The 13,334-nt window shown below is 54.8% G+C and carries 10 protein-coding genes; 5 read left to right on the forward strand and 5 right to left on the reverse strand.

Translation table 11 applies throughout. From position 1 onward, the window contains the following. Positions 1-2: 2 nt before the first annotated feature. Both tamB and tamA read right to left on the reverse strand, forming a co-directional pair. Positions 3-3,779 carry an autotransporter assembly complex protein TamB gene (gene tamB / locus BN2591_RS16045; RefSeq protein ID WP_086872963.1) on the reverse strand — a complete coding sequence of 1,259 codons (3,777 nt, stop codon included), beginning with the start codon at positions 3,777-3,779 and terminating at the stop codon, positions 3-5. After that, positions 3,776-5,509 (reverse strand): autotransporter assembly complex protein TamA, encoded by a 1,734-nt coding sequence (gene tamA / locus BN2591_RS16050; RefSeq protein WP_086872964.1) that lies wholly within the window; start codon positions 5,507-5,509, stop codon positions 3,776-3,778. The genes tamB and tamA overlap by 4 nt, the downstream gene beginning before the upstream one ends. Before the next feature lie 245 nt (positions 5,510-5,754). Between tamA and msrA the strand changes: the two genes are divergently transcribed. Together msrA and paeA are read left to right on the forward strand one after the other, a co-directional pair. After that, positions 5,755-6,399, forward strand: coding sequence for a peptide-methionine (S)-S-oxide reductase MsrA (gene msrA, locus BN2591_RS16055; protein ID WP_086872965.1), 645 nt, complete (start codon positions 5,755-5,757; stop codon positions 6,397-6,399). A 182-nt stretch (positions 6,400-6,581) separates the two neighbouring features. Then, on the forward strand, positions 6,582-7,916 hold the full coding sequence (gene paeA, locus BN2591_RS16060) for a polyamine export protein PaeA (RefSeq protein WP_017459132.1): 1,335 nt from the start codon (positions 6,582-6,584) through the stop codon (positions 7,914-7,916). Positions 7,917-7,990: 74 nt separating this feature from the next. Here the strand turns inward: paeA and BN2591_RS16065 are convergent, their stop codons facing one another. Further along, positions 7,991-8,197 (reverse strand): DUF1107 domain-containing protein, encoded by a 207-nt coding sequence (locus BN2591_RS16065; protein WP_004857160.1) that lies wholly within the window; start codon positions 8,195-8,197, stop codon positions 7,991-7,993. 335 nt (positions 8,198-8,532) lie between these two features. Here BN2591_RS16065 and BN2591_RS16070 point away from each other — a divergent pair, with 335 nt between their 5' ends. Continuing rightward, the gene (locus BN2591_RS16070) at positions 8,533-9,090 is read left to right on the forward strand and encodes a YtfJ family protein (protein ID WP_086872966.1); all 558 of its coding nucleotides are present in this window, start codon (positions 8,533-8,535) and stop codon (positions 9,088-9,090) included. Here the strand turns inward: BN2591_RS16070 and cysQ are convergent. Beyond that, complete coding sequence (gene cysQ, locus BN2591_RS16075) at positions 9,084-9,824, reverse strand: 3'(2'),5'-bisphosphate nucleotidase CysQ (protein ID WP_086872967.1); 741 nt, start codon at positions 9,822-9,824, stop codon at positions 9,084-9,086. The genes BN2591_RS16070 and cysQ overlap by 7 nt on opposite strands. A 189-nt stretch (positions 9,825-10,013) precedes the next feature. Between cysQ and BN2591_RS16080 the strand changes: the two genes are divergently transcribed. Next, a complete protein-coding gene (locus BN2591_RS16080) occupies positions 10,014-11,957 on the forward strand; it encodes a bifunctional 2',3'-cyclic-nucleotide 2'-phosphodiesterase/3'-nucleotidase (protein WP_086872968.1) in 1,944 nt (647 codons plus the stop codon). Here BN2591_RS16080 and BN2591_RS16085 read toward each other — a convergent pair whose 3' ends face one another. Further along, the gene (locus BN2591_RS16085; protein ID WP_086872969.1) at positions 11,958-12,368 is read right to left on the reverse strand and encodes a winged helix-turn-helix transcriptional regulator; all 411 of its coding nucleotides are present in this window, start codon (positions 12,366-12,368) and stop codon (positions 11,958-11,960) included. Positions 12,369-12,453: 85 nt separating this feature from the next. On the opposite strand from BN2591_RS16085, the gene BN2591_RS16090 reads away from it, so the two are divergent. After that, positions 12,454-13,302 carry an SDR family oxidoreductase gene (locus BN2591_RS16090; RefSeq protein WP_086872970.1) on the forward strand — a complete coding sequence of 283 codons (849 nt, stop codon included), beginning with the start codon at positions 12,454-12,456 and terminating at the stop codon, positions 13,300-13,302. Positions 13,303-13,334 lie beyond the last annotated feature (32 nt).

A 13,334-nucleotide genomic window follows, 5' to 3' on the forward strand; every position in this document is an offset into this window, starting at 1 on the left:
TGCTAAAACTCAAACTGATAGAGCAAATCTAGTGCCTGATCTACGCCAGACACCGCTTCAAGATACAGCTTAGGCATCAGGCGATAACGTAACGTGAGAGTCGCCAGTGAGTCAAAAATTCCTACACCATATTTTACTTGTAGACCTGGTAGCACATAGCCGCTGACCACCACCTGCGAGGAGTCGCCGACGCCCTGGGTGTCCAGCGCCAGATTGCTGACGCCAAAAGTCTCGCCGATTTTACCCACAACCTGACCACTTTGTGCAACCCCTAAGCCAATCAGCATCGATGTCATCGCCGCACTGTCGCTCTGCTCGCTCTCCAGCCCCTGACCGCGAAGCAGGTAAGAGAGCGCTTCTTGCTGCGACATCGCCGGATCGGAGAAGATTTCCGCTTTCGGCTCATCGGCGGTGCCGGTGACGCGAACCCCGGCAATCACATCGTTCTCTGTCGATTCCGGGTTACGAATCGCTTCGATATTCAGCATCGGTTGATCCGGCGGCCCGGAGAACAGCAGTTCACCTTTGCGCACCAGCAGATCCTGGCCGTACGCGTGGAAACGCCCTTCCGGAATGTTGATCTGCCCGTTCAGCCCCAGCCCCTGCTTATCCTGCGCCACTTTCAGATCGCCCGTCAGTCGCGCTTTCAGGCCGAAAGCATTGAGACGCACATTGTTGCCGACATGCACCGTCAGGTTGCTGTTGATCGGAATCGAGGCGCTTTTTGGCTGCTCAGGCTGCAAGTCGTTGTTCAGCATCACTTCATCGCTGGAGACGCCCACCGCGCTTTCCGGTAAGTCATGCACCACAATGCGCGCCCACGGCACATCCACGTTGCCATCCAGCGTAAACAGGCTTGGCGTCGCTTCAAATACCACATCCGGCGAGACATCCAGGCGCACCATCGGCGGCACGGTAATGCGCACTTTGCTGCCTTTCGCCGCCACGCGCGCGCGCCAGTTATCGATTTGGCTCCAGTCGGCATCGCCGCTCAGGTTGATCTGCCCCTGCCCGGTACGCACCACGCCCTGCAAGGTCGAACTCATGCCGTTGAAATTCATCGCCAGCTGGCTGGGTTGCATGTCAAACGGCATAAAGTTGCCGTCAATATCCAGCCCGTTCAGCCCCAGTTGCCCGAATAGCTGCGGGCTTTGCACGTTGCCGCCAAGACGTAAACTGGCATTCAACGTGCCCGCCGCTTTCTCGCCCCGGCTGAAAATGGCGTTCGCCATCGCCAGCGAGAAGTTACGGATATTGACGTTGCCGCCCAGATTACGCCGCCCTTGCGGATCGGTTACCTGCACCTGGCCATCGAACTGACCGTTGTTGGTCAGGCGGATCAGCCAGCCGAGATCGGCCCGGTTATCGCGCAGTTTTGCGTTGAGATTGAGGGTATCAAACGCGAGCGGCAGCGGTGCATCGTTCACCACCTGCGTCACTTTCACACCGCGCCCGGCGAGCGTCACTTCCCCCTGAGGTAACCCCTCTTTGGTGGTGTCCCAACTGACATCCGCTTTACCGCTGAACACGCCGCTTGCTTGCGTGGTTTCCGGCATAAAGGGTTTCAGCATTGCCAGGTCGAAGCGGTTAAGATTCACGACCGCGCGCCCTTCTGCGCCTGCATCAATGGTTTGCGGAATGCAGAGTTCAGCGTTCGGGTTCAGCCAGCAGTGCGGGCCGATGGCGATTTTCTGTTCCTGATTGCGGTAATCCAGCGTTACCGGACGGTTAATCGACCACGGACCAACCGGCGTGGCAAAACGTGTATCGCTCAGTGTCCCTTTCCAGCGCTGCTGCTGGCGATCAAAGCTGCCCACCAGATTAAGCTGGCCGGAAACTGGCTCGCCCTGCACGCGCAACTGCAGTTTATGCTGCTGCTCATTGCCGTCCGCCGCCAGCGTCGCCAGGCTTACGTTAACGCCAGGCTGAGAAATACGTTCCACGCGCACATTCAGTTTGCCACCGATCTGATCGCTGGATTTCACATCGCCTTCCACCCGCACGCGAGCCACGGAAAGATCCTGCCAGCGCAGGTTATTGGCAGTAATATCCGCCAGCGCCTGCGGCGCATCCACCGTACCGCGAATTTTCACCAACCCTTTCGCCGTGCCGCCCAGCCCTGGCAGCGCGTTATTCAGCCCCGGCGCATCAATCGTGGCATCGAGGTTGAGATCTTTAACCCCCAGCTCGCCTTTGATATCGGCGCTGTTTTTTCCCAGTTCAAGGTGCAAGCCGGGGATCGTCCACTGCAAATAGCTGTTGCCTTTAAGCTGCCCGTCAACGTTGACCTTGTTCTGCTTCACGTTGCCGTTCAATTTCAGCTCCGGCACATCAACCTGCCAGGTGCCGCCGTAGAGGCTGCCGCGCGTTTTGATAAGGCCATTCAGTTTTGACGGCCACTCCGGGAAGGCTTTTGCGGTATCGATATCTTTGAGCGTTAATTCACCGCGCCAGCTAATCGCCTGCTGCCAGTCGAGCAGCGCTTTCAGCTCGGTTTTGCCCTCCAGCACGGCGATAACCAGTTTATCGAGGTTCAGTTGCTGCTCGTTACCTTTGCCATCAAGCGTAATGGTCGCAGGCGGTACATCCTGCCCTTTCACCGCCGTGCGAAACGACAAAACATAGTCGGTCATTTTACCGGTGAACTTCAGGTTCAGGTCATCGGCCTGATACTGTTTTTCCCCGATAAACGGCCAGTAAAGCTGCTTACTGGTTATCTCCAGATTCAGCGGCAAACCGGCTTCGGCCAGCTGGGTTTGCGCACGCAAATCCATGTCGACCGGCCCGGATAGATTGACGCCGACGTCGAGTTGCTTACGCATTTCGCCGCCGACTTTCAGTTTCACTTTCTCGCCTTTCAGCGGATCGATATTCAGCGTGGAATTGAGCGTAATATCCACCGGCCAGCTATCGCGCAACTGGGCGCTACCGGTGGCGCGCACCTGCCCCTGGTTAGAATCCACATCCAGCGCGTCGAGTTTCATCTGCCCGTCGATACTGCTCACTTTCAGCAACAGGCTGCGCACCAGAATGTCGGTATCGCCGGTAAGACGCAGTTGTTCGCCACGAAACGCTTCAATATTGAGGTTGAGCGGCAGGTGAACATCGGTGATTTCCGGCAGCAGCGGCTTTTCAAACAGCGCTTTCATGGTTTCGCCGAGCGGTTTTTCCTGCGGCTGCGGGTTCTGAATTTTCGGTTCAACGACCTCTTTTTGCGCCACTGCGGCCACTTTCGGCAGCGCAATCAGCAGCCCTTGCAGCGAAGTGGGTTTCAGCGTCAGGTTTTTCTCCTGCCAGTTCAGACCAGTGCTGAAATCCATCACCGAAACGATGGTGTCGTCGATCTTGATATTTACATTGTTAAGCGCCACCCGGCTAAGCGTTATCGGGTATGGCGTGGAGAGGTTCAGCGGCCCGCTCTCTTCCTCTTTTACCGGTGCGGCGGGCGGCATTTTTTTGCTGTCGATAGCGACATTGATATCTTTTAACGACAGATCGTTCACGCACAGGCTGCTGTCGCGCAGGCAGCCGAGCTTCACCGCCAGATGCACTTCGCCCGCGTTAACTGCCACGCCCGGCTGGGTAAAACGGATATTTTTTAGCGTCAGATCGCGCCAGCCGCCGGTGACCTGGCTAATCTCCAGCCCCGGCACCCAGCGGTTGGCCGCGTTAAATAGCAGATGCAGCCCGCTGGTGGTGCCCACCAGAAAGACCACGGTACCCAGCACCAGCAGGATAAACACCAGGACGCCGAGGCTGATTTTCTTCCATAAACTCATAATTCCGGCCCCAACCCGATGTAAAACTGTAATCCGTGCTCCTCTTTATCGCCGACCGGCACCGCGAAATCGAGCTTGATCGGCCCGACCGGCGACTCCCAGCGCACGCCAACACCCGCGCCGGTTTTCACATTGCTGCGACGGATGTCGCTCACCGCTTCGCCGCTGTCGACAAACGCCGCCCCCCACCACTTACCAGTGACGTTGTACTGGTATTCCAGTGATCCGGTCGCCAGTTTCGAGGCACCAATCAGCTTGCCGCTGTCATTTTTAGGCGCGATAGATTTGTATTTGTAACCACGAATACTGCGATCGCCCCCGGCGAAGAAGCGCAGATCCGGCGGCACGCGATCGAAATCGCCGGTTTCGATCCAACCCAGATTGCCGCGCATCACAAAACGGTGACGATCGTAAAGGGTGCGGATCCAGACGTTTTGCGCCTGCAATACTAAGAAGTCGACATCCGATCCCCAGGCGGTATTCGAATAATCCACCGAGTAGCGCTGCGAATCGCCCCAGGTTGGCATCAGGCCGCCGCGCGAACGGGTACGGCTGATCATCACGCCGGGATAAAGCAGCATCGTGGTGTTGGTGACATTCGCCTGGGTAAAGTGGTCGAGGCTCCAGCGCAGGTTAATGGCGCGCTGCCAGCCGCTGGAGAGATCCCAATAGCGCGACAGGGCGAGCGTGGTGGAATCCGCTTCGGTATCGTTCAGATCGGTACGTTTAAAGCCGCCCTGTACCAGGTAATATTGCTCCAGCGGGTTTTTCAGCAGCGGCATTTTATAGCTGAAATCAAGCTGCTGTTCCGGCGCGGAGATGCTGGTGCTGGTGGTCAGGCTGTGGCCGTAGGAGTTCATCCACGGCTTTTTCCATGTTGCTTTAACGCGCGGCCCGACGTCGGTCGAGTAACCCACCCCGGTTTCAATGGTGTTTTCCGTGCGCGGTGACACCACGCCTTTAAGCGGCAACACTTTGGTTTTACGCGCTTTATCAAACTCTGGCGCGACAACCACCGAATTAAACCAGCCGGTGGCGGACAAACGGCGGTTTAGCTCTGCCAGATCCTGCGTCTGGTAATAATCGCCTTCGTGGAAGGGCACCAGGTTTTGCAGGTATTCGTCGCGGATTTGCGAGCCTTCAAACGTCACCGTACCAAAGCGGTAGCGCTGGCCGCTGTCGTAATCGATATCCCAGAACGCCTGGCGGCGCTCAAGAGCAATGCCAAGCTGGCTTTTAAGGAACTGGCTGTCAAAGTAGCCTTTACGCAGCGCCACGCTGGTGAGCGATTTTTTGAAATTGTCGTAATCGTTATGGTGCAGCACCGTACCGATAGCGGGGCGTTTTTTGAGTAAGTCGAGATAATCACGGTCCGTACGCGCGCCGCCGCGCAGGATCACGCTATTGCCGCCAATGCGCACCGGTTCACCGGCCTGCACGCGCGCAATCAGCACCTGGCGCCCTTTCGCTGGTGGCGGGCGCAGTTCGAAATCGATGGTGGGTTCGTAGTAGCCTAAGGCTTTTAACCCTTCGCGGATGGCGTCATCCACGCGCGCCTGAAAACGGCGGTCCGGGGTCACTTCATCACTTTCAATGGTGGACAACTGGGCGCGCACGTTTTTTTGCAACTGCCCGGTTAGCCCCTCCAGTTGTAATCGCACATTGGCGGCGAAAGCCGTTTCGCTCGCCAGCAGTAAAGCGGCAAAACATAACAGACGGATCTTTGGCACGTTCTCTCCTGAATATCCTTGTTCCCACCCCTGGAAGGAAACGTAAGCGCAGCTCCGCGCTGAGCCTGTTTTTGCCCTGCGGCAATTCACAAGCCGATAAAAACCCGTTAACACAGGTTGAAAAACGGACGACTACCCCAAAATTTCTTATGTTTAAATCTAGTCTGATTTATGGCGTTTATTGTGTTAAAACACAGGCCGCAACACAACCCTAACCGCAATTAGCCCCTCCGGGAGGTATCACCGTGAGTCTGTTCGATAAAAAAGAGCTTGTTTCCCAATCAGATGCATTGCCCGGACGCAATACACCAATGCCCGTTGCCAGTTTACATGCTGTTAACGGGCATTCAATGAGTCATGTTCCGGAAGGGATGGAGATCGCCCTGTTCGCGATGGGCTGCTTCTGGGGCGTAGAACGCCTGTTCTGGCAATTAGATGGCGTTTACAGCACCGCCGCAGGCTATACCGGCGGCTATACGCCAAATCCGACCTACCGCGAAGTATGCTCCGGTCTGACCGGCCACGCGGAAGCGGTGCGCGTGGTATACGACCCGAACGTGGTGAGTTATGAAAAACTGCTGCAGGTGTTCTGGGAAAACCACGATCCGGCGCAGGGCATGCGCCAGGGCAATGATTCCGGCACCCAGTATCGTTCCGGCATTTACCCGCTGACGCCGGAGCAAAGCGACGCCGCACAAGCCAGCCTTGCGCGTTTTCAGCAAGCAATGCGCAGTGCAGGCGATGCGCGCCAGGTGACGACCGAAATCAAAGCGGCGACGCCGTTCTATTACGCGGAAGATGAGCACCAACAATATCTGTATAAAAATCCGCACGGCTACTGCGGTATCGGCGGTATTGGTGTTTGTTTGCCACCGCAGCTTAACCCTTAAAAAGCCACGGGTTTCATCGCCGAAAAACGGCGTAAATTAAGCCTCTGGCAGCCTGCAACAGGCTTACGCTATACTACCCCTCGAAATTGCCGGTCCACCGCTTCGGGCCGGCTTTCATAAGTGTTTACCACATGGATATTCAAAAACCCCTTCCGAGGATCCGGTTAATAGCTGGATAAATTATGTTAAACAGTATCTTAGTCATACTCTGTCTGATCGCGGTAAGTGCGTTTTTCTCGTTGTCCGAGATCTCACTCGCCGCATCGCGAAAAATTAAGCTCAAACTGCTTGCCGATGAAGGCAATATCAACGCGCAACGCATTTTAAAAATGCAGGAAACGCCTGGTATGTTCTTTACGGTGGTGCAAATCGGCCTTAACGCCGTCGCCATTCTGGGCGGTATCGTCGGCGACGCGGCATTCTCCCCCGTTTTTCACGGCCTGCTGATCAATGTCGTTTCACCGGAGCTTGCTGAACAACTTAGCTTTATTATCTCTTTCTCGCTGGTGACCGGGTTATTCATTCTTTTTGCCGACCTGACACCGAAACGCATCGGTATGATTGCGCCTGAAGCCGTGGCTTTGCGTATCATCAACCCGATGCGCTTCTGCTTATTTGTTTTCCGCCCGCTGGTCTGGTTTTTCAACGGCCTGGCCAATGTCATTTTCCGCATCTTCAAACTGCCGATGGCGCGTAAAGATGACATCACCTCTGACGATATTTATGCGGTAGTGGAAGCCGGTGCGTTAGCCGGGGTACTGCGTAAGCAGGAACACGAACTGATTGAGAACGTGTTTGAACTGGAATCGCGCACCGTGCCGTCGTCGATGACCTCGCGCGAAAACGTTATTTGGTTTGATCTGCACGAAGATGAACAGAGCCTGAAAAAGAAAGTGTCGGAGCATCCGCACTCGAAGTTTCTGGTCTGTAACGATGACATTGACCACATTGTTGGCTATGTCGATTCCAAAGATCTGCTGAACCGCGTGCTGGCAAACCAGAGCATGGCGCTGAATAGCGGCGTGCAGATCCGCAATACGCTGATTGTCCCGGATACGTTAACGCTCTCTGAAGCGCTGGAAAGTTTCAAAACTGCGGGCGAAGACTTTGCGGTGATCATGAACGAATACGCGCTGGTGGTGGGCGTTATTACCCTTAACGATGTGATGACGACACTGATGGGCGATCTGGTCGGCCAGGTGGAAGAGATGATCGTCGCGCGTGATGAAAACTCGTGGCTGATTGACGGCGGTACACCGATTGATGACGTGATGCGCGTGCTGGATATCGATGAATTCCCGCAGTCCGGTAACTACGAAACCATCGGCGGCTTTATGATGTTTATGCTGCGTAAAATCCCGAAACGCACCGATGCGGTGAAGTTTTCCGGCTACAAATTCGAAGTGGTGGACATCGATAACTACCGCATCGATCAACTGTTGGTGACCCGCATCGATACCCGCGCGGCGGTGTTAACGCCGAAGCTACCGGACGCTGAGGGTAAAGGCGCGGCGTAATTTGTCGCAGAAATGTCAACGGCCCCTTTGGGGCCGTTTTTTTATAGTACTTAAACTACTGCATAGCACAGCTGTTAAGCCATCTCGGTCTGCAAACGCAGCACCTGACGGTTAACTTCAGACATAACAGACAGATGCTGTTTGTCTTTCACTTTCGGGATCAGGATCTTGCCCTTATCGAACTCGAAAGCGCCAACGTCCTTGATATACAACCGTCCACGAAACAGGATTTTTACGTACTTAGCCACCTGAAGTGGGTTGTAACGTTGGAAAATTTTCATTCTTGTATCTCCTGTGAAACATTACGCTCTTGCGGTTCCACAATCGGACCAACGTAGATGAGCGCAAATTTTAATGCTCAATGACTATAGTTCAGAACCTAACCTATACATAGCGTGAATAACTTTATTTACCTTTTGATGACAATTATTCAGAATATTCTTTTCAACACCTTACTCTACGCAGTATAAGCCCACATTTTTTCACGGTTATGTGCGTTCGCCCGCAAACTGGCATCCAGATTGCGGGAAAAACGCATTGATCGCATTTATGATTAAAACGCGAGCCCAAGTGGTCGGATCACCTGCACAAACACAAGAGATAATAAGGAAACGCCATGACCCTACGTAACATCCTGGCAGCGACATGCCTGTTACTGCCGTTGGTTGCTTCAGCCCATAATTTTGAGAACAACCAACGCGTGCCGCCTGTGAGCATAGCCGACAGAGGGGAGTTGATTCTGGATAACGACAAGTTTAGCTATAAAAAATGGAATAGCGCTCAACTTCCAGGCAAAGTGCGAGTGGTGCAGCATATTGCCGGTCGAACCTCGGCAAAAGAGAAGAATGCGGCGCTGATTGAAGCGATCAAATCCGCAAAACTGCCGCACGATAAATACCAAACCACCACCATCGTTAACACCGATGACGCCATTCCTGGCAGCGCGATGTTTGTGCGCAGCAGTATCGAAAGCAATAAGAAACTCTATCCGTGGTCACAATTCATTGTGGATAGCGAAGGCGTGACGCGCAAAGCCTGGAAACTGGACGAAGAGAGCTCGGCGATTGTAGTGCTGGATAAAGAGGGGCGCGTACAGTACGCAAAAGATGGTGGTCTGAGCCCGCAAGAGGTGCAGCAAGTCATCGACCTGCTGCACAAGCTGCTTAATCAGTAGAGCGAAACCCGAAAGCCGGGGTTGAGGAAGGATTCACGCGGGGTGTAATCCAGTGTGCGCCCCTGCCAGTCGTGGACATGCGCCCCGGCAGCGACCGCCACCGCATGGCCTGCCGCGGTGTCCCAGACGTTGGTGGGTCCAAAGCGCGGGTAAAGCTGCGCTTTACCTTCCGCCACGAGACAAAATTTCAGCGAGGAACCAATCGCCGTGGTCTGGTGTTCGCCAAGATGCTGTAAATACTCTTTTAGCTCATCATCGGCGTGTGAACGGCTCACCACCACCAGCGGCGGGCGCGCATCGCGTACCTGAATCTGCTGATGATGCCCCGCTTCATCTTTCCACGCCTTCCCTTCTGCGGCGGAATACATCACTTTCAGTACCGGCGCGTAAACCACGCCGAGCACCGGTTTTCCGTTCTCAATCAAGGCGATATTGACGGTAAACTCGCCGTTGCGTTTGATGAACTCTTTGGTGCCGTCCAGCGGGTCCACCAGCCAGTAACGCCCCCATGTCTGGCGAACCTCCCAGGTGGGTGGATCTTCTTCCGACAGCACCGGAATGTCCGGCGTCAACGCCTGTAAGCCGCGCACAATTACCCCGTGGGCGGCAATATCGGCGGCCGTCACCGGTGAGTCATCCACTTTGCTGGTGACTTCCATCGGCTTATGCCCATCGTAGACCTGCATAATGGCATCGCCCGCTTCGCGCGCGAGCTGGCAAATTGCATCTAACATTTTCCACCTCTTCTGTTCAGTGGTTTGTAACTCATTGTTTTACTTATATCGTATTGCGACGGAATCTGCCATCTGTGATAGCGATTGCGTTTTCTTTGCGCGCTTTTATGGCAGTATTCACAATTCTGTAAGCAACAAAATGTACATAACACTTTCTTTTGTGGCTTAGATCGAAAAAGGATGCCTCTGATGATTAAGTTTAGTGCAACGCTTCTGGCCACGCTGATTGCGGCCAGCGTGCAGGCGGCAACGGTGGATTTACGTATTCTGGAAACCACTGATTTGCATAGCAACATGATGGATTTTGATTACTACAAAGACACGGCGACGGAAAAATTTGGCCTGGTGCGTACCGCCAGCCTGATTAAGGCCGCGCGAAATGAAGTCAAAAACAGCGTGCTGGTGGATAACGGCGACTTAATCCAGGGCAGCCCGTTGGGCGATTACATGGCGGCGAAAGGGCTGAAAGCCGGGGAAGTTCACCCGGTTTATAAAGCAATGAACACCCTTGATTACGCCGTCGGCAATCTGGGCAACCACGAATTCAACTACGGTCTGGATTACCTGCACAAGGCGCTGGCTGGCGCGAAATTCCCGTATGTGAACGCCAATATCATCGACGCGAAAAGCAAAAAACCGCTGTTCACGCCTTACTTAATCAAAGAGACGCCGGTCACTGACAGCGAAGGCAAAACCCACACGCTGCGCATCGGTTACATCGGCTTTGTGCCGCCGCAAATCATGGTCTGGGATAAAGCCAACCTGAGCGGCAAAGTGACGGTGAACGACATTACCGAAACCGCGCGTAAATATGTGCCGGAAATGCGCGCCAAAGGGGCGGATCTAGTGGTCGTTGTCGCACACTCCGGGCTGTCGGCGGAGCCGTACCAGGCGATGGCGGAAAACTCCGTTTATTACCTTAGCGAAGTACCAGGCGTTGACGCGATCCTGTTCGGTCACGCCCATGCGGTGTTCCCGGGTAAAGATTTCGCTGCGATAAAAGGCGCGGATATCAAGAAAGGAACGCTGAACGGTATTCCTGCCGTGATGCCAGGCATGTGGGGCGATCATCTTGGCGTGGTCGATCTGGTGCTGAACAATGATTCCGGCAAATGGCAGGTGCGCGAATCGAAAGCTGAAGCGCGCCCGATTTATGACGCGGCGGCGAAAAAAGCCCTCGTTGGCGAGGACAGCAAGCTGGTGCAGATCCTCAAGCACGATCACGACGCCACCCGCGACTTTGTTGGTAAACCGATCGGTAAATCCGCCGACAACATGTACAGCTATCTGGCGCTGGTGCAGGACGATCCGACCGTACAGGTGGTCAACAACGCGCAGAAAGCCTACGTCGAACACTTTATTCAGGGCGATCCGGATCTGGCAAAACTGCCGGTGCTCTCCGCTGCCGCGCCGTTTAAAGTGGGCGGTCGTAAAAACGATCCCGCCAGTTATGTCGAAGTGGAAAAAGGCCAGTTAACCTTCCGCAATGCCGCCGATTTGTATCTCTACCCGAACACGCTGGTGGTGGTGAAAGCGACCGGCAAAGAGGTAAAAGAGTGGCTGGAGTGCTCCGCCGGTCAGTTTAACCAGATCGATCCTCACAGCGACAAGCCGCAAAGCCTGATCAACTGGGATGGCTTCCGCACCTATAACTTCGATGTGATTGATGGTGTGAACTACCAGATTGATGTCACGCAGCCAGCGCGCTATGACGGCGAATGCCAGAGCGTTAACCCGCAGGCGGAACGCATTAAAAATCTGACCTTTAACGGCAAGCCGATTGATCCGAACGCAGTGTTCCTTGTTGCCACCAATAACTATCGCGCCTACGGCGGCAAGTTTGCCGGTACGGGCGACAGCCATATTGCCTTTGCCTCGCCGGATGAAAACCGTGCCGTGCTGGCGAAATGGATCAGCGATGAAACCCAGCGCGCGGGTGAAATTCACCCTGCCGCCGATAACAACTGGCAACTGGCGCCGATCGACAGCGACACGAAACTGGATATTCGTTTTGAAACCGCGCCCACGGACAAAGCCGCCGCGTTTATCAAAGAGAAAGCCCGCTACCCGATGGCGAAAGTCGCCAACGACGAGATCGGCTTTGCTATCTATAACGTTCAGTTAAACAAGTAATTATCCCGCCAACGCCTGCTGGCCTTCCCGTTCATCGCGGAAGGCCAGTACCCGCGGAACATTCAGTTCTATCCAGTCGGCAAGCGCGGCAACTTTCTCGCTGACCTGCTCACCCAGCGGAGTCAGACTATATTCAACATGCGGCGGAACAACGGGATACGACACGCGGTTAATAAAACCATCCTGCTCCAGCCATTGCAGGCTCTGCGCCAGCATCTTTTCACTGACGCCGCCCATTTTGCGGCGTAAATCGCTAAAGCGGTGAGTGCCATCGCGTAGCGCCACCAGGATCAGCACGCCCCAGCGGCTGGTGACGTGTTTCAAAACCTCCCGCGAGGGACACTGCTCGGCGAACAGGTTGCCATTGCGCACCAGTTCACTCAGCGTTTGTGGTTGGGTGTCGGTTTTCATACTTACCTTTTTGTACGTACTTACTAAAAGTTAGTTAAGGTGTTAGCGTACCACAACACTCACCGAACACCGAAGGAGAATACTCATGATCGCACTCACCGGCGCGACCGGCCAACTGGGCCAGTTTGTGGTAGAAGAACTGCTGAAAACCGTGGCGGCAAAAGAGATTGTCGCCATCGTTCGTAACCCGGCGAAAGCCGAAGCGCTCAGTAAGCAAGGCGTGCTGGTACGCCAGGCTGATTATGGCGACCAGGCCGCGCTAACGCAGGCGCTGGCGGGCGTTGATAAGCTGTTGCTGATTTCCAGCAGCGAAGTGGGTCAGCGCGCCGCGCAACACCGCAATGTGATTAACGCCGCCAAAACCGCCGGGGTGAAATTCATTGCTTACACCAGCCTGCTGCACGCCGATAAATCCCCGCTTGGTCTGCATGTTGAACATGTTGAAACCGAGAAAATGCTCGCCGATTCCGGCATTCCTTATGCCTTGCTGCGTAACGGCTGGTACAGCGAAAACTACCTGGCAAGCGCGCCAGCAGCACTGGCGCACGGGGTCTTTATTGGCGCTGCCGGTGACGGCAAAATCGCCTCCGCTACCCGCGCCGATTACGCTGCTGCCGCTGCGCGCGTGATAAGCGAAGAGGGACATGCGGGCAAAGTCTATGAACTGGCCGGTGACAACGGCTGGACACTCACTGAACTGGCCGCGCTGCTCAGCAAAGCCAGTGGTAAAAACGTGGTCTACCAGAACCTGAGCGAAGCCGACTTCGCCGCCGCGCTGAAAGGGGCGGGTCTGCCGGAGGCGTTTGCCAATCTGCTGGCCGATTCCGACGCGGGCGCGGCAAAAGGCGGGCTGTTTGACGACAGCAAAACGCTGAGCAAATTAATTGGCCGCCCGACCACGTCGATTGAAAAGAGCGTCAACGACATTCTGTAAAGGTTACAAAGTGGTTAATTTTTGTAGCCTCC

The sequence above is a fragment of the Kosakonia pseudosacchari genome (genome assembly GCF_900184035.1).
GTDB lineage: Bacteria > Pseudomonadota > Gammaproteobacteria > Enterobacterales > Enterobacteriaceae > Kosakonia > Kosakonia pseudosacchari.

Bases quoted from the DNA above. Each gene is read 5' to 3' on its own strand.
- tamB (WP_086872963.1), bottom strand. From the start codon at position 3,779: ATGAGTTTATGGAAGAAAATCAGCCTCGGCGTCCTGGTGTTTATCCTG.
- paeA (WP_017459132.1), top strand. From the start codon at position 6,582: ATGTTAAACAGTATCTTAGTCATACTCTGTCTGATCGCGGTAAGTGCG.
- BN2591_RS16065 (WP_004857160.1), bottom strand. From the start codon at position 8,197: ATGAAAATTTTCCAACGTTACAACCCACTTCAGGTGGCTAAGTACGTA.
- BN2591_RS16070 (WP_086872966.1), top strand. From the start codon at position 8,533: ATGACCCTACGTAACATCCTGGCAGCGACATGCCTGTTACTGCCGTTG.
- cysQ (WP_086872967.1), bottom strand. From the start codon at position 9,824: ATGTTAGATGCAATTTGCCAGCTCGCGCGCGAAGCGGGCGATGCCATT.
- BN2591_RS16080 (WP_086872968.1), top strand. From the start codon at position 10,014: ATGATTAAGTTTAGTGCAACGCTTCTGGCCACGCTGATTGCGGCCAGC.
- BN2591_RS16085 (WP_086872969.1), bottom strand. From the start codon at position 12,368: ATGAAAACCGACACCCAACCACAAACGCTGAGTGAACTGGTGCGCAAT.
- BN2591_RS16090 (WP_086872970.1), top strand. From the start codon at position 12,454: ATGATCGCACTCACCGGCGCGACCGGCCAACTGGGCCAGTTTGTGGTA.